The following is a 24,633-nucleotide window of genomic DNA, read 5'->3' on the forward strand; positions in this document are numbered from 1 at the left end:
CCGAACGCGACGAGGCCCCTTCCCCGCCCGGGGAAGGGGCCTCGCGTCGTCACGTCACGGCGTCGGGATCAGCTGCCCGGCGCGGCACCACTCACGTCACGGCGTCGGGATCAGCTCCCCGGTGTCGCCCGGCGCGGCGCCGTCGTCGGGCCGGACCAGTTCCGGCTCCACCTCGTGCGGCCGGATCCGGCCGGCCGCGATGTCCTCCGCGTAGTGGCAGGCCACCTGGTGCCCGCCCAGCACCTCGCGCAGCGCCGGCCGTTCCTCGGCGCACCGGGTCGGCTGGGCCCACGGGCAGCGGGTGTGGAAGCGGCAGCCGGCCGGCGGGTTCGTCGGCGAGGGCAGGTCGCCGGCGAGCAGGATCCGCTCCCGCCGGTCCTCCACCTGCGGGTCCGGCACCGGCACCGCCGACATGAGCGCCTTGGTGTACGGGTGCATCGGCTCCCGGTAGAGGTCGTCGCTGGACGCCTCCTCCACCAGGCCGCCGAGGTACATCACCCCGACCGTGTCGGCGATGTGCCGGACCACCGCCAGGTCGTGGGCGATGATCAGGTACGTCAGGCCGTGCTCGTTCTGCAGTTCCTCCAGCAGGTTGATCACCTGCGCCTGGATCGACACGTCCAGCGCGGAGACCGGCTCGTCGGCGACGATCAGGTCGGGGTCGAGCACCAGCGCCCGGGCGATGCCGATCCGCTGCCGCTGACCGCCGGAGAACTCGTGCGGGTACTTGCTCAGCGCCGAGGCGGGCAGGCCGACCGCGGCGAGCGCCTCCCGGAGCCGCTTGGCGGTGGCCGCCTTGTCCTTGGCCAGGCCGTGCGCCTTGAGCCCCTCGACCAGCAGCGACTCCACCGACTGGCGGGGGTCGAGGCTGGACAGCGGGTCCTGGAAGATCATCTGGATCCGGCGGCGCATCCGGCGCATCGACTCGCCCTTGAGCGCGCGGATGTCGGTGCCGTCGAAGACGATCTCGCCGTCGGTCGGTTCGACCAGCCGCAGCAGGCCCCGGCCCAGGGTGGACTTGCCGCACCCCGATTCGCCCACCAGCCCGTACGTCTCGCCCTTGTTGATGGAGAGCGAGACGCCGTCGACGGCGTAGACGTGACCGACGGTGCGGTCGAAGAGCACACCGCTCTTGATCGGGAAGTGGACCTTGACGTCGCGCAGTTCGACAAGTGGTCCGGTCCGCTCGGTCGACTCGGTCACGGCACCGCCACCTCCTCGGAAACGGGGTTGTTGCAGCGCAGGTCGCCGCCGGTCGCGGTGGGTTCGAGCGGAGGGGTGCCCTCCAGGCAGGCGTCCACCACGTTGTCGCAGCGGGGGGCGAACGCGCAGCCCTCGACCCACGGGATGTTGTCGGCCACCGAGCCTCGGATGGCGTGCAGCCGCTCGCCCCGCGGCGAGTCCAGCCGTGGCACCGAGTTGAGCAGCCCGTGCGTGTACGGGTGCCGCGGCCGGGCGAACAGCTCGTGCCGCGCGGCCCGCTCGACCACCTTGCCGCCGTAGAGCACGTTGACGGTGTCGCAGAGGCCGGCCACCACGCCCAGGTCGTGCGTGATCATGATCAGGGCGGTGCCGGTCTCGTCGACGAGCTGCTTGAGCAGGGTGAGGATCTGCGCCTGGATGGTCACGTCCAGCGCGGTGGTCGGCTCGTCCGCGATCAGCAGCCGCGGCTTGCAGGCCAGCGCGATGGCGATCAGCGCGCGCTGCCGCATGCCGCCGGAGATCTGGTGCGGGTATTCCTTGAGCCGCCGCATCGGGTCCGGGATGCCGACCGCGTCGAGCAGCTCCCGGGCCTCCTTCATGGCCGCCTTGCGGTCCATCCCGCGGTGCCGCTCCAGCACCTCGGCCACCTGGATGCCGATCGGGATGACGGGGTTCAGCGAGGACAGCGGGTCCTGGAAGATCATGCCGATGTCCCGGCCGCGCCGGTCCCGCATGTCGTCCGGGCGCAGCTTCAGCAGGTCGGCGCCGTCGAAGTTGACCTCGCCGGTGACCTTGTTGCCCCGCCGGGGCAACAGGCCCATGATCGCCAGGCTGGTCACGCTCTTGCCGCAGCCGGACTCGCCGACCAGGCCCACGGTCTGCCCCGGCTCCACGCTGAAGCTGACCTTGTCGACCGCGGTGAACGGCCGCTCACCGCGACGCTGGAACACCACGCTCAGATCGCGTACGTCGAGCAGGCTCATCGGGTCACTTCCTCACGGTGCTGGTCCTTGGTCCGCATCGCCGTCACCGCCGGCTCTTCGGGTCGATCGCCTCGCGCATGCCCTCACCCAGCAGGGTGAAGCCCAGCGCGACCACGATGATCGCGACGGCCGGGAAGTAGGCCAGTTCCGGCCGGACCTCGAAGTAGCGCTGCCCGTCCACACCGAGCATCAGGCCCCACTCGGCGCGGTTGATGTCGGGGTCACCGAGACCGAGGAAGGAGAGCGACGCCGCCTCCAGGATCGCGGTGGAGAGGGTCAGCGTGGCCTGGACGATCACGGCGGTCATCGCGTTGGGCAGCATGTGCCGGAGCACGATCGACCCCTGCTTGACGCCGAGCGCCCGGGCGGCCAGCACGTGGTCGCTCTCCCGTTGGGCGAGCATCGAACCGCGTAGCAGCCGGGCGAAGATCGGCACGTTGACGATGGCCACCGCCAGGATCACCGTCCACTGGCTGGACCGGCTCGCCATGGCCACCAGGCTGATCGCCAGCAGCAGGGCCGGCAGCGCCAGCATCACGTCGGTGAAGCGCATCAGGATGTTGTCGACCCAGCCGCCGAAGGCGCCGGCGATCGCGCCGACCAGCACACCCAGGGCCAACCCGATGAGCGTGGCGAGCACGCCGACGAAGAGGGTCTGCCGGCTGCCGTGGATCATGCGGGACAGGAAGTCCCGGCCCAGCGGGTCGGAACCGAGGGGGAACTCGCTGCTGGCCCCGGGGATGTTGTCGACGGTGAGGTTCTTCGTCAGCTCGTCGAAGCGCTGCGCGGGGTCGTGCGGCGCGAGCAGCGGCGCGAAGATCGCGATCAGGATGAAGAGCGCCACGATGGACGCGCCGACGATCGCCGTCGGGTTGCGCCGCAGCCGGCGGAACGCGTCCCGGACCAGGCTCACGCCGCCCTTGTCGGCGGTGGCCTGGGCCAGTTGCTCCAGCCGGGCGCGCTTGCGCTCGCCGAGCCGGTCGATGCCGCGCGGCAGGGTCCCCTCGCGCTTCTCCTCGACGGCGGCGGGGTCCACGCTCTCGCGTGGGGTGCCCACCGTGGGCCGGGTGATCGGGTCACTCATCGCACACGCACCCTCGGGTCGATGAAGGCGTAGGAGAGGTCGACCAGGAGGTTGACCAGCACGAAGACCAGCGCGGCCAGCAGGATCAGCGCCTGGAGCACCGGGTAGTCGCGGCCGCCGCTGATCGAGTTGTAGATCAGCGTGCCGAGGCCGCCCCAGTTGTAGACCCGCTCGGTGAGCACCGCGCCGGAGAGCAGCGCGCCGGTTTGCAGGCCGATGGTGGTGACCACCGGCAGCAGGGCGTTCCGCAGGATGTGCCGGCCCCGGATGGTCTTGTGCCGCAGGCCCTTCGCCTCGGCGGTGCGGACGAAGTCCTCGTTGAGCACGTCGAGCACGCTGGCCCGGGTGATCCGGACGATCACCGCGAGCGGGATGGTGGCCAGGGTGAGCGCCGGCAGGATCAGGTGCCACAGCGCGTCGCCGACGGCGTCGAACTCCCGCGTGAGCAGCCCGTCGAGGATGAAGAAGCCGGTCACGTCGGTGTTGTCCACCCCGGTGCTGATCCGGCCCGAGGGCGGGAACCAGTGCATGTTCTGGGTGAAGACGTCCTTGAGCAGGTAGCCCAGGAAGAAGATCGGGATCGAGATGCCGAGCAGGGTGCCGGCGATGCTCATGTTGTCCAGCAGCCGGCCCCGGTGCCGGGCGGCGAGGTAGCCGAGCGGCACGCCGAGACCGATGGCGATGATCATGGCGGCCGCGGCCAGCTCGATGGTGGCCGGGAAGGCGCGGCCGATCACCTCGGTGACCGGGTCGCCGCTCCGGATCGAGTTGCCGAAGTCGCCGGTCAGCAGGCGCTGCATGAACTTGGCGTACTGCACCAGGATCGGCTGGTCGTAGCCGAGTGCCTTGATCAGCAGGGCGCGCCGCTCCGGCGTGGCCCGCTCACCGAGCAGCGCCTCGACCGGGCCGCCGGGGAGGTTCCGCAGCCAGATGAAGACCAGCGCGGACAGCCCTATCAGGGTCACCACCAGCTGCAGCAGGCGGCGGACTATGACTCGCAACATCTCTCACACACCAGATTCTCGGTAACAGCGGGTCGGCCCGGGCCGGGAGAGAGAGCCCGGCCCGGGCCGATTCCGCGTACGGCGTCAGCGGTCAGTAGCGCTTCAGCCGACGCTGACGGTGTTGAACCGCTCGTCGGTCAGGGGGCTGGCGACCAGACCCTTGACGTCCTTGGTGACCACGATGGCCGGCGGGGCGTGCCAGACCGGCACGGCCGGCAGCCACTTGGCGGCGATGTCGCGGTTGACCTGCTCCCACGCGGCCTTCTTGCCGGCCTCGTCGACCGTGCCGTCGGCCTTGGTGATGGCGTCGAACATCTCGGTCATCGCCTGGTCGCCGAACTCGACCTTGGCGCGGCCGAAGAAGGTGCCGACGAAGTTGCCCGGGTCGTTGTAGTCACCGGTCCAGCCGAGGATGTGCAGGTCGTGCTTGCCGAACTGCTGCACGTCGTCCTTGTAACCACCGTTCCACGGGCGGGCCACACCGTTGACCTTGATGCCGACGGCCTGCAGGTCGTTGGCGAGGACGGTGAAGATCTCCTGCGGGTTCGGCATGTACGGCCGGGAGACGTCGGTCGGGTAGTAGAAGTTGAGCGTCAGGTTCTCGGCGCCCGCTTCCTTGAGCAGCTGCTTGGCCTTGTCGACGTTGTAGTCGTACTTCTGCACGTCCTGGGCGTAGCCGAGCACGGTGTCCGGCATGAACTCGTCGGCGACCTTGGTGCCACCCGGGCCCTTGGTCTGGACGAGCTGCTGGCGGTTGAGGGCGTAGGCGATCGCCTGGCGCACCCGCAGGTCCTTCAGCTTCGGGTTCTTCTGGTTGAAGCCGAGGTAGAGGATGTTGAACGCCGGGCGGTCGAGGACCTGGAAGCCCTCGCCGGAGAGCGCCTTCCGGTCGGCCGGGGCCGGGAAGTCGATGCCCTGGACGGTGCCCGCCCGCAGCTCCTGCTTGCGGGTGTTCTCGTCCTCGATGATCTTGATGACGAGCTTGTCGACCTTGGCCTTCTCACCCCAGTAGTCGGGGTTCCGGTTCAGGGTGATCTCACCCTTGGCCTTGTCCCAGCCACCGAAGGTGAACGGGCCGGTGCCCACCGGGTGCTCGTTGGCGAACGCGCTGTACTCGAACGAGTCGCCGTTCTGCTTCACCGTGTCGGCGTCGTACTTCTTGAGCGCCTCGGGGCTGGCGATCGAGAGCGCGGTCAGCGCGAAGGCGCCGGGGAAGGCACCCTTGTACCGGTTCATCGTGACGACGGCGGTGCCGTCGTCCTTGGCCTCGCACTTGTTGTAGACCGGCTCGCCGACACCCTCGGCCTCGTTCTTGGCGAAGCCGCCGAAGACGTCCGAGTAGTAGATCATCTGGGACTGCGCGGCGGCGCCCTTCATGTTGAACCAGCGGTCGAAGTTGAAGCAGACCGCGGCGGCGTTGAACGGGGTGCCGTCGTGGAACTTCACGTTCTTGCGCAGGTGGAAGGTCCAGACCTTGCCGTCGGGGTCGTGCTCCCAGCTCTCCGCCAGGGCGCCCTGCAGATCGGCCGTACCCGGCTTGTTCTGCACGAGGGTGTCGTACATCTGGCGGATCGGCCGGAAGGACTCACCGTCGTCGTTGAAGATCGGGTCGAAGTTCTTGGGGTTACCGGCGCCCGCGAAGACGAACGTGCCGCCGGTCTTGGCCCCACTGCTGTCGTCGTCGCGCTCGCTCTTCGCGCAGCCGGACGCCCCGACCGCCAGAGCGGCGGCGGCCGCGAGGGCCACGGCCGCTTTAAGCCTGCTCGCCTGCATCTCTCACCTCTGTCATGCGCATGTGTCCACGCCGAGCTGTGACTCAGTCCGTGTGCGGGAGGCTATGACACGACACACAGAATGCGGAACGCCCGCGAGGCAATCGCTATCAAGCCGACACCAAGTGGCCGGGTCTGACAGCTTCCGATCTCCCGACAAACAGGACTGTCACAGCCGAGAGCAGATAGTGGGATCGGACGGACCACCGCAAAACCGGCCAGTCGCCGGCCGGGTGGCGTGCACGTGGCGAATCGCACGCATCCCACATTCCGGATACGCGAACAAGGCCGGCCGGCCCCTCCACGGGACCGGCCGGCCTTGTTCGTTCGCTCCGGTCAGATCGCCCGGCGGCCCTCGAACGCGCGGCCCAGGGTGATCTCGTCGGCGTACTCCAGGTCGCCGCCGACCGGCAGGCCGCTGGCGAGCCGGGTCACCGCGATGCCCATCGGCTTCACCATCAGCGCCAGGTAGGTCGCGGTCGCCTCGCCCTCGGTGTTCGGGTCGGTGGCGAGGATCAGCTCGCGGACCGCGCCCCCGCTCAGCCGGGTCATCAGTTCCCGGATCCGCAGGTTGTCCGGGCCGATGCCCTCCAGCGGATTGATGGCGCCGCCGAGCACGTGGTAGCGGCCGCGGAACTCTCCGGTCCGCTCGATCGCCACGACGTCCTTCGGCTCCTCGACCACGCAGAGCACCTCGTCGGTGCGCCGCGGGTCACGGCAGATCCGGCACTGCTCCGACTCGGCCACGTTGTAGCAGGTCGTGCAGAACCGCACGAGCTCCTTGACCTTGCGCAGCGCGCCGGCCAGCCGGTTCACGTCGGCGGGATCCGCCGACAGGACGTGGAAGGCGATCCGCTGGGCACTCTTCGGGCCGACGCCCGGCAGCCGGCCCAGCTCGTCGATCAGGTCCTGGATGGCACCCTCGTACATCTGCCGGCTCAGAAACCGGGCAGGCCGAGGCCGCCCATCCCGCCCGCGACCGGGCCCATCTTCTTCTCGGTCAGCTCCTTCGCCGCCTCGGCGGCGTTGTGCACGGCGGCGACGACCAGGTCCTCCAGCGTCTCCACGTCCTCCGGGTCGACCGCCTTCGGGTCGATCTTGATCGCCTTCAGCTCACCGGTGCCGGCGACGGTGGCGGTGACCAGGCCCCCACCGGCGGTGCCGGTCAGCTCGGTCTCGGCCAGCTCGGCCTGCGCCTTGGCGATCTGCTGCTGCATCTTCTGCGCCTGCTTCAGCATCTGCTGCATGTTCGGCTGTCCACCTGGGCGCACGGATGGCTCCTTCTCGCACTCGTCTGATCGGCCGCGCCCAGCCTAGTCGGGCGGCGGCACTGCTCCTTCGCGGTCGGCGCGCGCTCAGCGCGCGTCGACCTCGTCGATCTTCTCGGCCCCGAACGCCTCGCGGAGCAACTGCACCGCCTGCTCCTCGCTGGACTGCCGGGCGGTCCGCTCGTCGATCACGTCGTCCAGCGGTTCGTCGCCCGGGTCGAAGCCCTCGTAGGCGGGCACCGCCGGGGCGGGGGCCGCCGGCCGGCCGCCGACCGGACCGTCGTAGTCGGGGTCGTAGGGCGGCTCCCCGGCCCAGTCGGCGTCCGCGGTCTTCCGGGTCGCCTGGGCCGCGCGCGGACCCTTGCCCGGCCCGCCACCGGCGGCGGCCGCCGCGGCGGCCGCCCGGGCGGCCGCGATCGCGCTGTTCTTCGGCGTGCCACCGCCCGCCGGCGACGGCGCCGTGCCCGGCGGGCGGGCCGGCTTCGGTACGGCCGGCGTCGCGACGCCCGGCGCCGTGGCGGCCGTCGAGCCGGCGGCCGGCGCGGTGGCCGTGGCCACGGCTGCCGCCCCGCCCGGACGGGCGGGCTCGGGCCAGTCGTCGCCCGTGCCGGCCGGCGAGGCCGCGTCGTTCCCCGCCGGCTGTCCGACGCCACCGGGTCGGGCCGGCTCCGGCCAGTCCTCCTCGTCGTCGTCCCCGCCGGCGCCCGTCCCGGGCGTAGCCGGGCCGGCCGGCCGGCGGGCCGGACCACCGGACGGCTCCGACCCGCGGGCGGCCCCACCGGACGGGCCGGCGGCCCCGCGCCGGCCCTGCTCCGACCGCTGGGCGGCTCCGCCGGACGGGCCGGCGGCGTTCCCGGCCGAGCCACCGGCAAGGCTCGCCGCGGAGCCGGACGGGCCCGCGGTGTCCCCGGACCGATCCCCGGCGTGGTTCCCAGGTGCGTCGGCCGGGTCGGCCGAGCGGGCCGGGCCAGCGGCGGAACGGGCGGGTGCGGCATCCACCCCGGCCGCCGGAGCCGGGTCGGAGGACGCCGCGCGGGACGAGCCCGAGGGCCGGGCCGGGCCGCCGAGCGAGGCCGCGCCCCGCTCGCCGGCCACCTCGCACCGGATCTGCCAGCGGCCGCCCAGCTCCTCGTAGAGCGCGTCGGTGAGCACGGCGGCGTGGTCGGCCATCATCTTCGCCAGCACCGTCGACTTCACGGTCAGCACCAGCGTGTCGCCGTCCAGGTCGCGGACCACCGCGTCGCGCATCAGCGCCGCGATCCGCTTGTTGCTCCGGTTGACCTTGCCGACCACCTCGGGCCAGACCCGGCGCACCGCAACGGCGTCCAGCGCGCCGGCCGGGGCCGCGCCGGGGCGCGGCGGCTCCGGGGTGGCCGGATCGGGCAGCACCGCCGAGGCGGGGACTGGACGCCGGGCGGGAGCACCGGACGCCGGGCCGCCGGCCGTCGGGCCACCGGGCACCCGGTCGGTCGGGCCCGGGGCCGGCTGGGCCGGGCCGGGCCGGGCCGCGGGGCGGGCCTCCGGACCGGGCTGGGCGGGACCGCTCTCGGCCGGGTCGGCGGGGCGGGCCGCCGGGGTCGAGCGGGCACCGGCCGCCGCGGCGGCCGCGCGGGCGGCGGCCGCCCCGCCGGGAGCGCCGGCAGCCGCCGGCGTGCCGGCGGACTCCGGGTCGGGCGTGGCGGCAGCCGCGGTCGGGGCGGGAGGCGCCGGGCGTACCTCCGGGGCGACAGCGGCCGGCGCGGAGCCGGCGGCGGCCGGCGGCGGCTCGGCGCCACCCAGGGTGAGCCGGCGCTCCATGCGCTCCAGACGCTGGAGCAGGCCACCGGACGAGTCGTCGACGCCGGGCAGCAGCATCCGGGCGCAGATCAGCTCCAGCAGCAGCCGGGGCGCGGTGGTGCCGCGCATCTCGACCAGACCGTTGTGCACGATGTCGGCGCAGCGGGACAGGGTCGCCGGGCCGAGCCGCTGGGCCTGGGCGGCCATTCGCTCGATCTGGTCGTCGGGGCCGTCGATCAGGCCCTTGGCGGCGGCGTCCGGCACCTGCTGCATGACCATCAGGTCGCGCAGCCGTTCCAGCAGGTCGGAGGCGAACCGGCGCAGGTCGTGCCCGGCCTCGGCGACCCGGTCGACGGTGGCGTACGCGGCGGCGCCGTCCCCGGCGGCGAGCGCGTCACACATCTCGTCGATAAGCGCGGCGTCGGTGACCCCGAGCAGCGCGGCGGCCCGTGCGTAGCCGACGCCCTCGGGGCCGGCACCCGCGATGAGCTGATCGAGCACGGAGAGGCTGTCCCGCATGCTGCCGCCGCCGGCACGCACCACCAGCGGGAAGACCGCCGGCTCGACCTTGACCCCCTCCGCCTCGCAGAGCTGCTCCAGGTAGGGCCGGACCACCTTCGGCGGGAACAGCCGGAACGGGTAGTGGTGGGTCCGCGACTTGATCGTGCCGAGGACCTTCTCCGGCTCGGTCGTGGCGAAGATGAACTTGACGTACTCCGGAGGCTCCTCGACCAGCTTGAGCAGGGCGTTGAAGCCGGCCGACGAGACCATGTGCGCCTCGTCGATGATATAGATCTTGAAGCGGCTGCGGGCCGGCGCGAAGAACGCCTTCTCGCGCAACTCCCGGGCGTCGTCGACGCCGCCGTGGCTGGCCGCGTCGATCTCGATGACGTCGATCGACCCGCCGCCGTCGGGGGCCAGCGAGCGGCACGAGTAGCACTGCCCGCACGGCTCGGGGGTGGGGCCCTGATCGCAGTTGAGCGAGCGGGCCAGGATCCGGGCGCTGGAGGTCTTGCCGCAGCCTCTCGGACCGGAGAAGAGGTAGGCGTGGTTGAGCCGGCCGCTGCGCAGCGCCTGTGACAGCGGCTCGGTGACCTGCTCCTGGCCGATCATCTCGGCGAACGTACGCGGCCGGTACTTGCGGTAAAGGGCCAGTGCCACCCGTCCCGCCTCCTCTCGACCGAGCCATTCTGCGCCGGTCGGCCCCGGGTGACCACCCACCACCCCGTGACCCGACCTGCAGCGACGTTACCGGGACCCGGAGACAGAAAGGCCCCCCGTGCACCCGTCAGAGCCCGCTTATCCTTGCTGCCTTCCGGCCCTGGGGAGGTTCACGAGATGCACGCCGCACGGGGGGTGCCGCCAAGCCTACCCGACGCGGGGTGGATCTTCAGGGGGTGGTGGGGTGGCTCGCCGGTCGGAGACCTGTATCCTGGCTCGCGGAGGATTCGCCTAGAGGCCTAGGGCGCACGCTTGGAAAGCGTGTTGGGTTAACACCCTCACGAGTTCGAATCTCGTATCCTCCGCCGTCGACGAAGGGCCGGCCCCGCTCAGGGCTGGCCCTTCGTCGTTCTCCCGGTCGCTCAACGCGGCGTCTGATCGCCGCCAGACTCTCCGTCCGCCGCCGACCAGGCTTGTGGCATGAACGGAGTTCTGGACGGAAAAGTGGCATTGGTGACCGGCGGCAGCCGGGGTATCGGGGCGGCGGTGGCGCTGCGGCTCGCCCGGGAGGGCGCCGACGTGGCGCTGACCTACGAGCGGCGCGCCGACCGGGCGGCCGAGCTGGTGGAGCAGATCAAGGCGGTGGGCGGGCGTGCCCTGGCGGTGCCGGCCGACAGCGCCGACCCGGCGGCGGTGCGGGCGGCGGTCGACCGCGTGGCCGGGGAGTTCGGCCGGCTGGACGTGCTGGTCAACAACGCCGGGGTGTTCCTGACCGGCCCGCTGGGCGAGCTGGGCACGGACGAGGTCGAGCGGACGATCGCGGTCAACGTGCGGGCGCCGTTCGTGTTCGCCCAGGCGGCGGTCCCACACCTGACCGACGGCGGGCGGATCGTGAACATCGGCAGCAACGTGGCCGAGCGGGCGGTCTTCCCCGGTCTCGCGCTCTACTCGATGAGCAAGACCGCCCTGCTCGGCCTGACCCGGGGCCTCGCCCGGGAGCTGGGCGGCCGGGGGATCACCGCGAACCTGGTCAACCCCGGGCCGACCGACACCGACGCGAACCCGGCGGACGGGCCGAACGCGGAGACGATCCGGGGCTTCACGGCCCTGGGCCGCTACGCTGCCCCGGCCGAGATCGCCGCCGTCGTGGCCTTCCTGGCCGGGCCGGACGGCGGGTACGTGACCGGCGCGACGATCAACGCGGACGGCGGCTTCACGAGCTGACCGGCGTCGCGGCAGGGGCCGGCTCCACCTCGGCCGGCCCCTGCCGGGGTACGCGCAGCGCCCAGCCGGCGACCAGCACCGCGCCGGCCGCCGCGGCCGACAGGACCACCCGGTGGTCGACCAGTTCCAGCAGGCCGGCGCCGGCCAGGACGGCGAGCGTGCCGGGGCCGAAGGTCAGCGTGTTCACCGTCGCGGAGACCCGCCCGACCAGCACGTTCGGCGTCTCCCGCTGCACGGCGGTCCAGACGGTGATCAGCACGAGCGGCACGCCGAACCCGACCGCCAGGGTGCCGGCGGCCACCGGGACGAGGGCGGGCACCGCGCGCAGCGCCAGCCCGGCGGCGAGGGCCGCGACCGCCACCGCGGTCAGGCGCCGGTCGCCGAGCCGGCGCAGCAGCGTCCCGGCGGACAGGCCACCGGCCAGGGCCCCGACGCCCTGCACGGTGGCGAGCACCCCGTTGAACTCCGGCGGCCGGTGCAGGCCGGCGTCCACGACGGCGTACGCGACGGCGCCGTTGATCCCGGTCAGCAGCAGCGTCGCGCCGGCGCAGGCGACGAGGTGGCGCAGGGCCGCGTGCCGGCGCAGGTGCCCGAGTCCTTCGGCGAGCTGGCGGGTCCAGGGTTCGGGCGGCGGTGGGGGCGCCTCGCGTACCCGGAGGAGGGCGAGCAGCAGCGCGGCGAGGGCGAAGGTGGCGGCGTCGAGCAGCACCACGGGCGGCCCGCCGTACGCGGCGAAGAGGCCGGCGCCGGCCAGCGGAGCGACCAGCTTCATGCCCTCGTTGACCGTCGTCCGGAGCCCGTTGAAGTCGCCGAGCAGCTCGCCGGGGACCACGGCCGGCACGAGCGCCGCCTCGGCCGAGTCGATCAGCACGAAGCTCACCCCGTACGCGACCATCACCGCGAAGATCAGCCAGACCCGGGCGGCGGAGTCGACGAGCAGCAGCACCGGCAGCAGGGCGGCCATGGCCAGGTGCAGGGCGATCAGCAGCGGCCGGCGGCGGAACCGGTCGGCGAGCATGCCGATGAGCGGGGCGACCAGGGTGGGCCCCCAGGTGCCGAGGGTGACCAGCCCAGCGAGGCTGCTCGACCCGGTCAGGTCCTTCACCCAGATCCCGGCCACCAGGAGCATGGCGGCCGTGCCGAAGCCGGACACCAGCACGCCGGCCAGGTAGCGGCCGGCGTCGCGGTTGCCCAGCACCCTGGTCGTACCCCAGCTCATGGCACCTCCCCCGTGCGGTGCGATTCTGTCCACACCCGACCCCCAAGTCAATGCTTGGGGGTGGGCGCGGTGGGTGGGTGCGGTTCAATGGCGGCCGTGAGCACCACCGATCCGCGCCTGCGCGCGCTGGCCCACCCGGTACGACTGCGCATGCTCTCGCTGCTGTGGAGCGCGCCGCTCTCCGCCGCCGCGCTGGCCCGGGAGCTGGCCATCTCGCACGCCCTGGCCAGCCAGCACCTGCGCCGGCTGGACGCGGCCGGCCTGGTCGAGCTGGCCGACGTGCGCGCCCGGCGCGGCGGCCGGGAACGCCGCTACCGCGCGGTGCGCGGCCCGTGGCTCACCGAGCAGCAGGAGGGGCAGCCGCTGCTCGCCGAGTCGCTGGCCCGCAACCTGCTCGACCGGGTGGCCGGTCGCGCCCCCGGGACCTCCGGCGTCACCACCGACGCCGAGCTGTGGGTGTCCCCCGACGCGTGGGCGGCGGCGCGCCGGCGGCTGCACGCGATCATGACCGAGCTGCACGACGCCGCCCAGCCGCCGCACGCTCCCGGTACGGTCCGGGTGGGCGCCACCCTCATGGCCTTCGAGATGACCGACCCGACGCCGGCCACCGAGGACTGACCGACCGTCGTACACATGTTCCATCCACAGCCTGTGGACGCCGAGGGGATCGGATGAGTTACCAGCTCAGCGCGGTGGTCGCCGACGTCGAGCTGCTGCGCGAGCAGACCGCCGGGCTGGACCACGCGGTGCTCGCGGCGCTCCGCCAGGACTTCGCGCTGCTGCCGGTCACCCCGCAACTGGTCGAGGAGCTGACCGGCCGGCTGCCCGACTTCGCCACCGGGGAGCCGTCGGCGGAGCACCCGTTCCAGCTCGTCCTGGCACCGGCTCTGGACGAGCTGCTGGCCCGCTGGTCCCGGCGGGGGCCGGTGGCCTACCTGGAGGCGGAGTTCGCCGGCGGGCTGGGCCACCAGGCCGCGGCGGTCTGGCTGGGCGGCGGGCCGAGCTGGGGGCCCTGCTTCGACGACCGGCTGGACCGGCCGCGCGCCGAGTGGCCGATCAACGCGGCGCTCGCCCGGCTGGGCGCCGAGCCGGGGCCGTGGATCGACCCGTTCGCCGAACTGGGCCTGCACCTGGAGCGCGACACGGCCGGCTGGCTGGCGCACGGGCGGCGCGGGCTGTCCGCCGACTACTGGGACGAGCTGGCGGAGGAATGGGAACTGCGCCAATCCGACCAGCACCAGCAACCCAATCGCCCCGGTCCCGTTGGGGACTGGGGGATTGCATGAAACTGCGACAATTCGGATTCATCGCCGCGCTGATGACGGCCGCCTCGATCGCCGGCAGCGGCGTCCGTCCACAGGGGCCGGACGTGCCGGCCCGGCCGGTCGGAGCCGCCGAGGTGGTCAGCCTCCACGGGCTGGGCAACGCCGAGTTCGGCGCCACCGAGGAGGACCTGACCCGGCGCGGCGTGCTGCGCACCGACGAGGACGCGTGCGGGCCGACACTGGCCGGGCACGGCGCCGTCAGCCCGATCTTCGTCGACGACCGGCTCGTCCTGCTCTGGCTCGACGACCCGATGAGCACCCCGGAGGGGATCACTGTCGGCACCCCCGTCGACGCCGTGCACGCGGCGTATCCGGAGGTGGTCCCGCTCGACGCTCCACAGGAGATGCACCGGTTCGACGGGCTGCTCGCCCGCAGCGGCGACCGGGCGTACCTCTTCCTGCACGACGGCGCCACGGTCCGGAAGATCATCGCCGGGTACGCGGACTGGGCCCGCCGCCTCTTCGACGAGGGCTACGGCCCCTGCTGACCGGACACTGGCGCGCCGACGTCGCACCTGCGCCCGAGACGCTTCGGCGTGAGCCGAAGGATCTCCGACCTACGGTCGGGCCCCATGAACACCGCAACGCCCACCAGCGCGCTCGATCATCCGCCGGCCGGTCATGTCGCCATCACGCCGAGCATCCTGTACTTCGGCACACCGGTCGTGCTGCTCTCGACCGAGAACGAGGACGGTTCGGTGAATCTGGCGCCGATCTCCTCCGCCTGGGCACTCGGCCAGGTGGTCGTCCTGGGCCTGGGCCCGGACGGGCAGAGCGCACAGAACCTCCTCAGCCGGCCCGACCTGGTGATGAACCTCCCCGCACCCGCCCAGTGGCCGGCGGTGGAGCGGCTGGCCCCGTTGACCGGCCGCGACCCGGTACCCGCCCACAAGCGCGGCGCCTTCCGCTTCGAGCCGGACAAGTTCGCCGCCGCTGGCCTGCGACCCGAGCCCGCCGAACTGGTCCGGCCACCCCGGGTCGCCGAATGCCCGCTTCAGTTGGAGGCACGCGCCGCCCGCGTCCAACCCGACGCCTCCGGAACGTTCCTGATGGTCGAGGCCCACGTGCTGAGGGTCCATGCCGATCCGCGGATAGTCATTCCCGGCTCCCAGCACATCGACCCGGTCGCGTGGAGCCCGTTGATCTACAACTTCCGCCACTACCACGGGCTCGGCCCCGAGCTTGGGCGTAGCTTCCGCGCCGAGACGCCCCGGCGGAGCCGCTGACCACGAGGCCGTACGCGGAACGCCCGGCCCGAGGTGACGGCCGAGCCGAACCCCGCGCTGCCTTGTCGGCCCTCTTCCTGACCTGGTGCGCCAGGATCGGTCGCTCCCGTCAGGGATGGCCGCGCGGATGCTCCGGGGGCGTTGGCTCGTCCGGTGGTGGCGATGGTGGTTGCTTCCAGCCGGACCCGTAAACCACAACCCAGTACACGATGAACGCCCCGAGGATGACGGCCAGAAAGACGCATGCAATTCCCCCGGTGATGCCCATATCGTCAAATTATCGTGTTGGCCCAGCGGGCGACTCGGTTTCGAGACCTGCTCGATCAGGCGCGCGACCACCCGGGCCGGTCGTACGTTTGGTCGACCAGATTGTTGCCGGTGGAGGTACGCCCTTGAACCCAACTGAGACCGGAACCGAGACCAGAAGCGGAACGCCCGACCGATCCTCACGGATCGACCGGGCGTTCTCGCGTCTCACGAGCGGTGGCGGCGGGATTTGAACCCGCGGAGGGCGTAAACCCTCACACGCTTTCGAGGCGTGCTCCTTAGGCCACTCGGACACGCCACCGCCGAGTAGGGTACAGGACCCCGGGTCTGGACGCCGAACCGGTATCCCCGTGCCCGGCCTGGCAGGATCCTTGCCATGAGTACGCACATCGGCGCTGAGCCGGGAGAGATCGCCGAGCGGGTCCTGATGCCGGGTGACCCGCTGCGGGCCAAGTGGATCGCGGAGACCTACCTCGAGGACGCCCGCTGCTACACGACGGTTCGCGGCATGCTGGGCTTCACCGGCCGCTGGAACGGCGTCGAGGTCTCCGTCCAGGGCTCCGGCATGGGCATGCCGTCCGCCTCCATCTACGCCCACGAGCTGATCAACGAGTACGGCGTGAAGACGCTGATCCGGGTCGGTTCCTGCGGCGCCCTGACCGAGGACCTCCAGCTGCGCGACGTGGTGGCGGCAATCGGCTCGTCCACCGACTCGAACATGAACCGGATGCGGTTCGACGGGTTGATCGACTATGCCCCGGTGGCCGACTTCGGGCTGCTGCGCACCGCGGTCGAGGTGGCCGAGCGGCGGGGCATCACCATGCGGGTCGGCCCGATCCTGGCCGCGGACGCCTTCTACACCGACCGGCCGGATCTCTACGACGCCCTCGCCGACTACGGGGTGCTCGCGGTGGAGATGGAGTCGGCGGCGCTCTACACCATCGCGGCCCGGTTCAAGGCTCGCGCGCTGACCGTCCTGACCGTCAGCGACCACATCAAGACCGGCGAGAAGACCACGTCGCAGGAGCGCGAGCAGACGTTCGGCCAGATGGTCGAGATCGCCCTCGACACCGCCGTCGCCTGACCCGACCCGATCCACGACCGCCCCGCCACCGCTCGGTGGCGGGGCGGTCGGCGTTACCGGGGTCACATCAATAAATACGACCGGTCGTTCTTATTTCCGTTACGCTGCCCGCATGACCTCCGACGGCCGCGTCGCCCGCGGCGACCGCACCCGCACCGCGGTGCTGGACACCGCCGTGTCGCTGGCCACCGAGGTCGGCCTGGACGGGCTCTCCCTCGCCCAGCTCGCCGAGCGGCTCGGGGTCAGCAAGTCCGGCCTCTTCGCGCACTGGCGCTCGAAGGAGTCGCTGCAACTCGCCACCGTCGACCGCGCCGTCACGCAGTGGGAGGAGCTGATCGTCGCCCCCGCCCTGCGCGCTCCCCGGGGCGTCCGCCGGCTGCGCGCGCTGCACGAGGCACGCATCGGGTTCTACGCCGCCCGGGTCCTCCCCGGCGGCTGCTTCTTCGCCAACACCGAGTTCGAGTACAACGCCCGCCCCGGCCCGGTCCGGGACCGGCTCGCCGAGGCGTTCAGCCGGTGGAGCACGTTCCTCGAACGCCTCGTCCGGGAGGCCGTCGAGCTCGGCGAACTCCCCGCCGACCTGGACGTGCCGCTGCTGGCGTACGAGATCGACGCGCTGGGGATCAGCGCTGCCATGCGGTCCCGGCTGCTCGACCCGGACATCACCTACCGGCACGCCCGCCAGGGCCTGCTGAACCGGCTGCGGGCACTCTGCCCCGACCCGACCCTGCTAGCGGAAGGCCCGTCATGAGCCAGACCACCGTCGAGTTCGGGCACGTCGAGCACGTCCCGGTGCACTTCGACGACCTCGACGCCATGGGCATCCTGCACAACGCCCGCTACGCGGTGCTGCTTGAGCGCGCCCTGACGCCGTACTGGGCCGACCGCGGCGTCGCCTTCCGCGGCGACGTGCACGCCGCCCCCGACGTGTTCCACGCCGTCCGGGAGTTCACCATCACCTACCGCGCCCCGGTCACCGGGGTCGGCCCGGTGGCGGTGCACTTCTGGCTGGACCACTTCGGCACCAGCAGCGCCCGCTACGCCTTCGAGTTCCGCTCGATCGACGGCACGGTCCTGCACGCCGACGGCACCCGGTCGATCGTCCGGCTGGACCCCGCCACCCTGCGCCCGACCGCGTGGACCGGGGCGGCCCGGGCGGTGGCCGCGACGCTGCTGCGTCCCGCCCCCCTGCCAGCCTGAGCCGGCGCGGGCGTGTCAACAGGGGGCCCGTGCCCTACCTGAGGCGTCCGGAAGGGGCCTCTCCCTACCGGAAGAAGGCCCGCAGCAGGGCGGCGCTCTCCGCCTCCCGCACCCCGCCGTACACCTCGGGGCGGTGGGTGAGGCGGCGGTCGCGCAGCACGTCCCAGAGCGAGCCGACGGCACCCGTCTTCGGCTCCCACGCGCCGAAGACCACCGTCGAGATCCGGGCCAGCGCGATCGCGCCCGCGCACATGGTGCACGGCTCCAGGGACACCACCAGGGTGCAGCCCTCCAGCCGCCAGCGGCCCAGCCGTTCGGCGGCCCGGCGCAGCGCCAGCACCTCGGCGTGCGCCGTGGGGTCGCCGGTCAGCTCCCGCTCGTTGCGGCCGATCGCCAGCTCGGCGCCGTCCGGGCCGTAGACCACGGCGCCGACCGGGACGTCCTCGACCGCGTCCTCGCCGTCGCCGGGGACCCCGTCCGGACCGGTCACCGCGACCTCCAGGGCCCGGCGCATCCACAGCTCGTGCCGCTGCCGGCGGCCCACGCCGCCCGGGTCGGCCAGGCCCTCGTCCGCGCCCGGTCCGACCCGTGCCGGGCGGCCGGGGGTGGGCTGCCCCGGGCGTACGGTCTCCAGGGCCGGGTCGGTGGCGTCGGCCGGCTCCGCCCCGCCGGTCCACTGCGGGCCGGGCGGCTCAGACCTCACGCAGCTCCTCGACCTCGTCGGCGCAACCGAGCACCTGGCAGACCTCGGCGGTGACGTCGGCCGGCATCATCCCCTCGTGCCCGCACAGCGCGAGCAGCTTCGGTGCGGGGATGCCCAGGTCGGCGAGGAGGTCCGCGTCGCCCACCGGGTCGGCCTCCGGGTCCACGGCGGGCTGCTCGCTCTCCTCGTCGCCACCGGTGGCCGGCCGCGGCTCGTCGGCGTCCTCCAACCCGGTGACCGAGGTCTTCAGGTCCCCGACCAGCAGCGCGCCCAGCCGGGACTCCTCCGCGTACGCCGAGTCGGAGCCGAAGACCCGCAGGTCCTCCCCCTCGTCCAGGCGCAGGATCACCAGGTACGTGTCGTCGGCCTCGACGAACAGCAGGGAGAGGTCGGCGTCCGGCTCGACGTCGCGCAGCCGGTCGGCCACCTCCTCGATGTCGGTGACCCCCCGCAGGTTCACCTCGTCGGCGGTCCAGGCGCCCTCGACGCGCGCCACGGCAGCAGCGAAGTACGACACGGTCCCCCCAAATTGGCCTCGGCAGCACGCCGACTCGTCACGCGATGCACGTTAACCGGTCGGGTCGGCAGGCGACCGGTCAACGCCCCGAAGGGCCGGTCGAACCTGGAGAAAGTCGGTCAGCCGGCGATGCGCCGGCGGGTCGCGATGAGTTCGCGCAGGCGCTCGGAGCGGGCCCGCTGCTGCGGCCGTTCCCGCTGCCGGACCGTGCGGGCACCGGCCAACTCGGCGAGGAGTTGCAGGCGGCGGCGGCTCCGTTCCGGGTCGAGCCGCGGCGGGGTGATCCAGGCCATACCGCGAGCGTGGACCGTCACCGCGCGTACGTCAAGACGGTCTTCGCTACGCAGCGAAACCGGCACTCACCGTCACCAGAGCGGCCAGTCGCCACTCTGCGCCCAGCGCACCGCGACGATCGCGGCGGCGATGCTCCAGCCACCCGCCGTGACGATCGCGACCCCCGTGGCCACCCCCCGATCGCCGTGGCGGACCAGCACCGCGGCGGACAGCCAGGCCAGCCCGCCGGCGAGCAGCGTCCACCAGGCGTAGCCGGGCACGTCCCGCCCGAGCAGGCCGAACAGCAGCAACCAGACGAACGCGGTCGCCGCGCCGGTCGCGACACCGGCACCGGTCACCGGGTGCGGCTCGCGGTAACTCGGCCGCATCGGCGCACCGGACGGGAAGAGCCCCGACGGCGTCCGCGGCAGCGGGCGCACCGGACCCGCGCCGGGCTCACCGGCCACGTCGTGCCACCCGTTCGTCACCGCTGCCCCCTTCACGGACCGTAGACGTACCGAGGTCACGCAGAGCGACGGACCCGGACCGAGCCGTCGCAGCGTTCGTCCCTACGGTAGTGGTCTGCCAGGATGACCGGATGCGCTCGTCATCGATCGGACGCCGCGCGCGCCCGGCGTACCCGGTCCTGCTGCTCGTGGCGGCGCTGGCCGCCGGCTGCGCCACGGACGCCGGCCCCACCGCGGCGCCGGGCAACTCGTGGCAGAGCCCGAGCGCGCCGGCCACGGGGGCCCAGCCGACCGGTCCCGCCACGTCGGCCGCCCCGCCCACGCCGTCCCCGTCACCGAGCCGCACCGCGTCACGGCACGTCTTCCCGGTCCGCGCCGGCAACGTCGACTACCACCCCACCCACTCCGCGTACCCGGGGACGGACATCTTCGCCGACTGCGGCGAGCCGGTGGTGGCGGTCACCGACGGCGTGATCCTGGAGGTGAGCCGGGTGGACCGGTTCAGCAAGCGGGGGCCGCTCGGGCCGAACAACGGCGGGCTGTCGGTGTCGCTGCTCGGCGACGACGGGGTCCGCTACTACGGCTCGCACCTGAGCGCGATCGCCACCGGCGTCGACGCCGGCGTCCGCGTCCGGGCCGGCCAGCAACTCGGGAAGGTGGGCCACACCGGCAACGCCAACAACGTCTGCCACCTGCACTTCGGGCTGTCCCCGAAGTGCACGGGCCACGACGACTGGTGGATCCGGCGGGGCGTCGTCTGGCCGGCGAAGTACCTCGACTCGTGGCGCAAGCGGGGCAACCGGGCGCCGGCCGCCGAGGTGACCGCCTGGCAGCGCCGGCACGGCTGCCCGAAGGCGCCGAGCGGCTCCGCGGCCGCCGGCTGACCGGCGTCCACTCCCGACACCCCCGGGCGACACCGCGCGGCGGACGACGCGGGCGCGTAGGTTGCAGGGCATGACTGCCCGGGACCCCATCGCCGACCTGCGGCGGATCGCGTTCCTGCTGGAACGGGCGAACGAGGCCACCTACCGGGTCCGGGCGTTCCGGTCGGCGGCCAACGCGCTCGGCGCCCTGCCGGCCGGCGAGGTGGCCGAGCGGGCGCGCACCGGCAAGCTCACCGAGCTGTCCGGGGTCGGCGACGTCACCGCCCGCTGCGTGGCCGAGTCGCTGGCCGGCGAGGAGCCGGTCTACCTGCGTCGGCTGGTCGCCACCGAGGGCACCGACCTGGACGAGGCCGCCGCGAAGCTGCGGGACGCGCTGCGCGGCGACTGCCACACCCACTCGGACTGGTCCGACGGCGGCTCACCGATCGAGGAGATGGCCCTGGCGGCCGTCGAGCTGGGGCACGAGTACGTGGTGCTCACCGACCACTCGCCCCGGCTGAAGGTGGCCCGGGGGCTCACGGCGGACCGGCTGCGCAAGCAGCTCGACCACGTGGCCGCGGTGAACGAGGCGCTGCCGAAGGGCTTCCGCATCCTCACCGGCATCGAGGTGGACATCCTGGCCGACGGCTCGCTGGACCAGGACGAGGAGCTGCTGGCCCGGCTCGACGTGGTGGTCGGCTCGGTGCACAGCGGCCTCAGCGACGACCGGGCGAAGATGACCCGCCGGATGCTGGCCGCGATCGCCAACCCGCACCTGGACATCCTCGGGCACTGCACCGGGCGGATGGTCTCCTCCCGGCCGGCCGGGGTGACCGGCCCGGGCGACCGGGGGCACCGGGCGCGTACCCGCAAGGAGAGCGACTTCGACGCGGAGGCGGTCTTCGCGGCCTGCGCGGAGCACGACGTGGCCGTCGAGATCAACTCCCGGCCGGAGCGGCAGGACCCGCCGAAGCGGCTGATCCGCCGCGCCCTGGAGGCGGGCTGCCGGTTCGCCGTCAACACCGACGCGCACGCCCCCGGCCAGCTGGACTGGCAGCGCTTCGGCTGCGAACGGGCCGCGCTCTGCGGCGTGCCGGCGGAGCGGGTGGTCAACACCTGGAAGGCCGACCGCCTGGTGAAGTGGACGGCCGGCCGCGGCTGAGCCGCCGTGGTGGCGGCATCCGGGAGCTCCGGACCCCGCCAGCTCGCCGATGCGGCGCTCAGCGGCCCGCCGGCACCGCCGGACGGGTGGCCGCGGCGGGGGTCCGGGCGGGCCGGCGCCGGCCCAGCATGCCCTGCGCGACGGCCACGCCGAGCAGCACGACCAGGGCGCCCGCCGGCTGGTGCCAGTTCATCCGCTCACCGAGCACCACCGCACCGACCAGCACCGCGAACACCGGGATCAGGTACGTGACGGTGGACGCCGTGCTCGCTCCCGCGACGCGGATGTTGCGCAGGTTGATCACGAAGGCCAGCCCGGTGCCGAGCGCGCCGAGCGCCAGCACGGAGCCCACGACCTTCGCGGAGAGCCCGGTGGGCGCCGGCGGCGCGCCCGCCACCAGCGGCGCGACCACCGCGAGCTGCGCCGTCGCCACCAGCAGCTGCGCCGCCGACAGCGACAGCCCGGAGTACGAACTGCCCGCGATGAACTTCTTCTGGTACGGGATCGCCACCCCGTAGCAGGCCGCCGCACCGAGGCACATGAGCTGGCCGGTGAAGTGCGAGCCGCCCACGCCCTCCCAGACGCCGAGCACCACGAGCACACCGGCGAAGCCCAGCCCCAGCCCGACCGCTCGCCGCACGGTCAGCCGCTCGGTGCGGAACACCAGCACCGCCAGCGGCAGCACGATCAGCGGCGTGGTGGCGTTCCAGATGCCGGCGAGCATCGACTCGACCCGCTGCTCACCGAAGCCGAACAGGGTGAACGGCAGCGCGACGCCGAAGGCGGCCACCACCAGCAGGTGCGCCCAGACCCGGGGCTCGCGGGGCAGCCGGTCGCGCAGCACGGCCAGCACCACCAGCAGCGTCGCCGCACCGGTTGCCACCCGGTAGAGGGTGAGGTGCAGCGGGTGCAGCTCGGCCACTCCCACCTTGATGAAGAGGAAGCTGGAACCCCAGATCACGCCGAGTGCGACGAATCCGGGCAGCCAGCTCCGCAGAGGTGCCCGGTCAGGAGTGATATCCGCTGTCACCCCTGACACTCTGCCGCAGGGGTACGACGAAGTCCCGCGAAATTCGGACGCCGTGTCGACCGCCACAGCCGCCCGACCACACCGGACCTGCTCCCTCGAACTCGGCGAACAGCGTCGACAACGGGGTGGTGCGGTCACGTAGGGTCGCCTGGTGGGACGAATCGATGACCTCGCCAACCGATATGTGGCCGACTGGGCTCCGCTGAGCCCGACCGGGGCCACCTACGTCGGCATCGCCGGCTACGACGACCAGCTCGACGACCTCTCCCCGGAGGGCTACACGGCCCGCGCCGACCTGACTCGGCGCACCCTGGCCGACCTCGACGTGACCGAGCCGGACACGGAGGCGGAGCGGACCGCCAAGGAGGCGATGCAGGAGCGCCTCGGCCTGGAGCTCGCGCGCTACGAGGCCGGCGAGACCGGCAGCGAGGTCAACGTGATCGCCAGCGGGCTGCACGACCTGCGGATGGTCTTCGACCTCATGCCGACGGAGGGCGACGACGCCAAGGCGAACGTGGCCGCCCGGCTCAACCGCTTCGCCGGCGCGCTGGAGGGCTACAAGCGCACGCTGCGCGAGGCCGCGGCGGCCGGCCAGGTCAGCTCGCAGGTGCAGCTGGTCGAGGTCGCCAAGCAGTGCGACATCTGGGTCGACCCGAACGGCGACAACTTCTTCCACGGCCTGGCCGAGCGGCTCGGCGCCGAGGGCTCGCTCGGTGCGGAGCTGCGCAAGGGCGCGGCCGCCGCGACGGCCGCCACCGCCGAGTTCGGGCAGTTCCTCCGCACCGAGTTGGCCCCGCGGGGCCGGCAGAAGCAGGCCGCCGGCCGCGAGCGCTACGAGCTGGCCTCGCAGTACTTCCTCGGCGCCCGGGTCGACCTCGACGAGACGTACGCCTGGGGTTTTGCCGAGCTGGCCCGCCTGGAGAGTGAGATGCGCACGGTCGCCGGGCGCATCGTGGGTCCGGGCGCCACGGTCGATGAGGCCGTGCGCGCGCTGGACGCGGACCCGGCCCGGACCATCCAGGGCAAGGAGGCGTTCCGGGACTGGATGCAGGCGCTCGCCGAGAAGGCGATGAGCGAGCTGCACGGCACCCACTTCGACATCCCGGAACAGGTCCGCCGGATCGAGTGCTGCCTCGCCCCCACCAGCGACGGCGCCATCTACTACACCGGCCCGAGCGAGGACTTCTCCCGGCCCGGGCGGATGTGGTGGGCGGTGCCGCAGGGCATCATCGACTTCTCCACCTGGCGCGAGGTGACCACGGTCTACCACGAGGGCGTGCCGGGCCATCACCTCCAGGTCGCCCAGACCGCCGTCCGGGCCGACCTGCTCAACCGGTGGCAGCGGCTGCTCTGCTGGGTCTCCGGGCACGGTGAGGGCTGGGCGCTCTACTCCGAGCGGCTCATGGACGAGCTGGGCTACCTGGAGGACCCGGGCGACAAGCTCGGCATGCTCGACGGGCAGGCGTTCCGGGCCGCCCGGGTGATCGTCGACATCGGCATGCACCTGGAGCTGGAGATCCCCGCCGACAACCCGTTCGGCTTCCACCCGGGCGAGCGCTGGACGCCGGAGCTGGGCTGGGAGTTCATGCGCGCGCACTGCCGGGTGCCGGACGAGAACCTGCGCTTCGAGCTGAACCGCTACCTGGGCTGGCCGGGGCAGGCGCCCTCGTACAAGGTGGGCGAGCGGATCTGGCTCCAGGCCCGGGAGGAGGCGAAGGCCCGTAAGGGCGCCGACTTCGACCTCAAGGAGTTCCACCGCCAGGCGCTCGACCTGGGCTCGCTGGGGCTCGACCCGCTGCGTCGCGCGCTGGCCCGGCTCTGA

Annotated in this window: 25 protein-coding genes, 2 tRNA genes and 1 other RNA gene; 12 read left to right on the forward strand and 16 right to left on the reverse strand. The window is 72.9% G+C overall.

Features of this window, described 5'->3' with window-relative positions:
• Positions 1-96: 96 nt before the first annotated feature.
• The 9 genes from ABZ452_RS12775 to ffs form a co-directional block, all read right to left on the reverse strand.
• Positions 97-1,203, reverse strand: a complete 1,107-nt coding sequence (locus ABZ452_RS12775) for an oligopeptide/dipeptide ABC transporter ATP-binding protein (protein ID WP_357941906.1) — start codon at positions 1,201-1,203, stop codon at positions 97-99.
• Positions 1,200-2,186, reverse strand: coding sequence for an ABC transporter ATP-binding protein (locus ABZ452_RS12780; RefSeq protein WP_357941908.1), 987 nt, complete (start codon positions 2,184-2,186; stop codon positions 1,200-1,202). Before ABZ452_RS12780 ends, ABZ452_RS12775 begins: the two co-directional genes overlap by 4 nt.
• A 43-nt stretch (positions 2,187-2,229) precedes the next feature.
• Positions 2,230-3,171 (reverse strand): ABC transporter permease, encoded by a 942-nt coding sequence (locus tag ABZ452_RS12785; RefSeq protein ID WP_357942008.1) that lies wholly within the window; start codon positions 3,169-3,171, stop codon positions 2,230-2,232.
• A gap of 95 nt (positions 3,172-3,266) precedes the next feature.
• Positions 3,267-4,274 (reverse strand): ABC transporter permease, encoded by a 1,008-nt coding sequence (locus ABZ452_RS12790; RefSeq protein ID WP_357941911.1) that lies wholly within the window; start codon positions 4,272-4,274, stop codon positions 3,267-3,269.
• A gap of 102 nt (positions 4,275-4,376) precedes the next feature.
• On the reverse strand, positions 4,377-6,047 hold the full coding sequence (locus ABZ452_RS12795) for an ABC transporter substrate-binding protein (RefSeq protein WP_357941913.1): 1,671 nt from the start codon (positions 6,045-6,047) through the stop codon (positions 4,377-4,379).
• A 335-nt stretch (positions 6,048-6,382) separates the two neighbouring features.
• Positions 6,383-6,976, reverse strand: coding sequence for a recombination mediator RecR (recR, locus tag ABZ452_RS12800; RefSeq protein ID WP_357941916.1), 594 nt, complete (start codon positions 6,974-6,976; stop codon positions 6,383-6,385).
• An 8-nt stretch (positions 6,977-6,984) separates the two neighbouring features.
• Entirely contained in the window at positions 6,985-7,293 is a 309-nt protein-coding gene (locus ABZ452_RS12805; RefSeq protein WP_357942010.1) for a YbaB/EbfC family nucleoid-associated protein, read from the reverse strand.
• A gap of 108 nt (positions 7,294-7,401) precedes the next feature.
• Positions 7,402-10,251 carry a DNA polymerase III subunit gamma and tau gene (locus ABZ452_RS12810; protein ID WP_357941918.1) on the reverse strand — a complete coding sequence of 950 codons (2,850 nt, stop codon included), beginning with the start codon at positions 10,249-10,251 and terminating at the stop codon, positions 7,402-7,404.
• 107 nt (positions 10,252-10,358) lie between these two features.
• Positions 10,359-10,449, reverse strand: an RNA gene (gene ffs / locus ABZ452_RS12815) — signal recognition particle sRNA small type.
• 82 nt (positions 10,450-10,531) lie between these two features.
• Here ffs and ABZ452_RS12820 point away from each other — a divergent pair.
• Together ABZ452_RS12820 and ABZ452_RS12825 are read left to right on the forward strand one after the other, a co-directional pair.
• Positions 10,532-10,616: transfer RNA gene (locus ABZ452_RS12820), tRNA-Ser, on the forward strand.
• A gap of 115 nt (positions 10,617-10,731) precedes the next feature.
• Entirely contained in the window at positions 10,732-11,475 is a 744-nt protein-coding gene (locus ABZ452_RS12825; protein ID WP_357941920.1) for a 3-oxoacyl-ACP reductase family protein, read from the forward strand.
• Here the strand turns inward: ABZ452_RS12825 and ABZ452_RS12830 are convergent.
• Positions 11,465-12,694 carry an MFS transporter gene (locus ABZ452_RS12830; RefSeq protein WP_357941922.1) on the reverse strand — a complete coding sequence of 410 codons (1,230 nt, stop codon included), beginning with the start codon at positions 12,692-12,694 and terminating at the stop codon, positions 11,465-11,467. The genes ABZ452_RS12825 and ABZ452_RS12830 overlap by 11 nt on opposite strands.
• Before the next feature lie 96 nt (positions 12,695-12,790).
• Between ABZ452_RS12830 and ABZ452_RS12835 the strand changes: the two genes are divergently transcribed.
• From ABZ452_RS12835 to ABZ452_RS12850, 4 genes are all read left to right on the forward strand, one after another.
• Positions 12,791-13,312, forward strand: coding sequence for a winged helix-turn-helix domain-containing protein (locus tag ABZ452_RS12835; protein WP_357941924.1), 522 nt, complete (start codon positions 12,791-12,793; stop codon positions 13,310-13,312).
• Positions 13,313-13,365: 53 nt separating this feature from the next.
• On the forward strand, positions 13,366-13,980 hold the full coding sequence (locus ABZ452_RS12840) for a hypothetical protein (RefSeq protein ID WP_357941926.1): 615 nt from the start codon (positions 13,366-13,368) through the stop codon (positions 13,978-13,980).
• Positions 13,981-14,012: 32 nt separating this feature from the next.
• Entirely contained in the window at positions 14,013-14,507 is a 495-nt protein-coding gene (locus ABZ452_RS12845) for a hypothetical protein (RefSeq protein WP_357942012.1), read from the forward strand.
• An 84-nt stretch (positions 14,508-14,591) separates the two neighbouring features.
• A complete protein-coding gene (locus tag ABZ452_RS12850) occupies positions 14,592-15,245 on the forward strand; it encodes a flavin reductase family protein (protein WP_357941928.1) in 654 nt (217 codons plus the stop codon).
• Between the two features lie 481 nt (positions 15,246-15,726).
• Here the strand turns inward: ABZ452_RS12850 and ABZ452_RS12855 are convergent.
• A tRNA-Ser gene (locus ABZ452_RS12855) sits at positions 15,727-15,813 on the reverse strand.
• Positions 15,814-15,888: 75 nt separating this feature from the next.
• Between ABZ452_RS12855 and deoD the strand changes: the two genes are divergently transcribed.
• From deoD to ABZ452_RS12870, 3 genes are all read left to right on the forward strand, one after another.
• Complete coding sequence (deoD, locus tag ABZ452_RS12860) at positions 15,889-16,596, forward strand: purine-nucleoside phosphorylase (protein WP_357941931.1); 708 nt, start codon at positions 15,889-15,891, stop codon at positions 16,594-16,596.
• 112 nt (positions 16,597-16,708) lie between these two features.
• Complete coding sequence (locus ABZ452_RS12865; RefSeq protein WP_357941934.1) at positions 16,709-17,347, forward strand: TetR/AcrR family transcriptional regulator; 639 nt, start codon at positions 16,709-16,711, stop codon at positions 17,345-17,347.
• Complete coding sequence (locus tag ABZ452_RS12870; RefSeq protein WP_357941936.1) at positions 17,344-17,796, forward strand: thioesterase family protein; 453 nt, start codon at positions 17,344-17,346, stop codon at positions 17,794-17,796. The genes ABZ452_RS12865 and ABZ452_RS12870 overlap by 4 nt, the downstream gene beginning before the upstream one ends.
• Before the next feature lie 64 nt (positions 17,797-17,860).
• On the opposite strand, the gene ABZ452_RS12875 is transcribed toward ABZ452_RS12870, so the two are convergent.
• The 4 genes from ABZ452_RS12875 to ABZ452_RS12890 form a co-directional block, all read right to left on the reverse strand.
• On the reverse strand, positions 17,861-18,310 hold the full coding sequence (locus tag ABZ452_RS12875) for a nucleoside deaminase (RefSeq protein ID WP_192580001.1): 450 nt from the start codon (positions 18,308-18,310) through the stop codon (positions 17,861-17,863).
• 178 nt (positions 18,311-18,488) lie between these two features.
• Positions 18,489-19,016: a tRNA adenosine deaminase-associated protein gene (locus tag ABZ452_RS12880; protein WP_357941938.1), complete on the reverse strand. Its 528-nt coding sequence runs from the start codon at positions 19,014-19,016 to the stop codon at positions 18,489-18,491.
• Positions 19,017-19,135: 119 nt separating this feature from the next.
• Positions 19,136-19,309 (reverse strand): hypothetical protein, encoded by a 174-nt coding sequence (locus ABZ452_RS12885; RefSeq protein WP_167364313.1) that lies wholly within the window; start codon positions 19,307-19,309, stop codon positions 19,136-19,138.
• A 72-nt stretch (positions 19,310-19,381) separates the two neighbouring features.
• The gene (locus tag ABZ452_RS12890) at positions 19,382-19,678 is read right to left on the reverse strand and encodes a hypothetical protein (RefSeq protein WP_357942015.1); all 297 of its coding nucleotides are present in this window, start codon (positions 19,676-19,678) and stop codon (positions 19,382-19,384) included.
• Positions 19,679-19,887: 209 nt separating this feature from the next.
• On the opposite strand from ABZ452_RS12890, the gene ABZ452_RS12895 reads away from it, so the two are divergent.
• Together ABZ452_RS12895 and ABZ452_RS12900 are read left to right on the forward strand one after the other, a co-directional pair.
• Entirely contained in the window at positions 19,888-20,640 is a 753-nt protein-coding gene (locus ABZ452_RS12895) for a M23 family metallopeptidase (RefSeq protein WP_357941941.1), read from the forward strand.
• A 70-nt stretch (positions 20,641-20,710) separates the two neighbouring features.
• Positions 20,711-21,781 carry a PHP domain-containing protein gene (locus ABZ452_RS12900; protein ID WP_357941943.1) on the forward strand — a complete coding sequence of 357 codons (1,071 nt, stop codon included), beginning with the start codon at positions 20,711-20,713 and terminating at the stop codon, positions 21,779-21,781.
• A gap of 58 nt (positions 21,782-21,839) precedes the next feature.
• Here the strand turns inward: ABZ452_RS12900 and ABZ452_RS12905 are convergent, their stop codons facing one another.
• Positions 21,840-22,811 carry a DMT family transporter gene (locus tag ABZ452_RS12905; protein WP_357941945.1) on the reverse strand — a complete coding sequence of 324 codons (972 nt, stop codon included), beginning with the start codon at positions 22,809-22,811 and terminating at the stop codon, positions 21,840-21,842.
• 151 nt (positions 22,812-22,962) lie between these two features.
• Between ABZ452_RS12905 and ABZ452_RS12910 the strand changes: the two genes are divergently transcribed.
• Positions 22,963-24,633: a DUF885 domain-containing protein gene (locus tag ABZ452_RS12910; protein WP_357941947.1), complete on the forward strand. Its 1,671-nt coding sequence runs from the start codon at positions 22,963-22,965 to the stop codon at positions 24,631-24,633.

Source organism: Micromonospora sp. NPDC005707, assembly GCF_040631005.1.
Classification (GTDB): domain Bacteria; phylum Actinomycetota; class Actinomycetes; order Mycobacteriales; family Micromonosporaceae; genus Micromonospora.

Bases quoted from the DNA above. Each gene is read 5' to 3' on its own strand.
- ABZ452_RS12780 (WP_357941908.1), bottom strand. From the start codon at position 2,186: ATGAGCCTGCTCGACGTACGCGATCTGAGCGTGGTGTTCCAGCGTCGC.
- ABZ452_RS12790 (WP_357941911.1), bottom strand. From the start codon at position 4,274: ATGTTGCGAGTCATAGTCCGCCGCCTGCTGCAGCTGGTGGTGACCCTG.
- ABZ452_RS12795 (WP_357941913.1), bottom strand. From the start codon at position 6,047: ATGCAGGCGAGCAGGCTTAAAGCGGCCGTGGCCCTCGCGGCCGCCGCC.
- recR (WP_357941916.1), bottom strand. From the start codon at position 6,976: ATGTACGAGGGTGCCATCCAGGACCTGATCGACGAGCTGGGCCGGCTG.
- ABZ452_RS12805 (WP_357942010.1), bottom strand. From the start codon at position 7,293: ATGCAGCAGATGCTGAAGCAGGCGCAGAAGATGCAGCAGCAGATCGCC.
- ABZ452_RS12825 (WP_357941920.1), top strand. From the start codon at position 10,732: ATGAACGGAGTTCTGGACGGAAAAGTGGCATTGGTGACCGGCGGCAGC.
- ABZ452_RS12830 (WP_357941922.1), bottom strand. From the start codon at position 12,694: ATGAGCTGGGGTACGACCAGGGTGCTGGGCAACCGCGACGCCGGCCGC.
- ABZ452_RS12840 (WP_357941926.1), top strand. From the start codon at position 13,366: ATGAGTTACCAGCTCAGCGCGGTGGTCGCCGACGTCGAGCTGCTGCGC.
- ABZ452_RS12845 (WP_357942012.1), top strand. From the start codon at position 14,013: ATGACGGCCGCCTCGATCGCCGGCAGCGGCGTCCGTCCACAGGGGCCG.
- ABZ452_RS12850 (WP_357941928.1), top strand. From the start codon at position 14,592: ATGAACACCGCAACGCCCACCAGCGCGCTCGATCATCCGCCGGCCGGT.
- deoD (WP_357941931.1), top strand. From the start codon at position 15,889: ATGAGTACGCACATCGGCGCTGAGCCGGGAGAGATCGCCGAGCGGGTC.
- ABZ452_RS12865 (WP_357941934.1), top strand. From the start codon at position 16,709: ATGACCTCCGACGGCCGCGTCGCCCGCGGCGACCGCACCCGCACCGCG.
- ABZ452_RS12870 (WP_357941936.1), top strand. From the start codon at position 17,344: ATGAGCCAGACCACCGTCGAGTTCGGGCACGTCGAGCACGTCCCGGTG.
- ABZ452_RS12875 (WP_192580001.1), bottom strand. From the start codon at position 18,310: ATGCGCCGGGCCCTGGAGGTCGCGGTGACCGGTCCGGACGGGGTCCCC.
- ABZ452_RS12885 (WP_167364313.1), bottom strand. From the start codon at position 19,309: ATGGCCTGGATCACCCCGCCGCGGCTCGACCCGGAACGGAGCCGCCGC.
- ABZ452_RS12890 (WP_357942015.1), bottom strand. From the start codon at position 19,678: ATGCGGCCGAGTTACCGCGAGCCGCACCCGGTGACCGGTGCCGGTGTC.
- ABZ452_RS12895 (WP_357941941.1), top strand. From the start codon at position 19,888: ATGCGCTCGTCATCGATCGGACGCCGCGCGCGCCCGGCGTACCCGGTC.
- ABZ452_RS12900 (WP_357941943.1), top strand. From the start codon at position 20,711: ATGACTGCCCGGGACCCCATCGCCGACCTGCGGCGGATCGCGTTCCTG.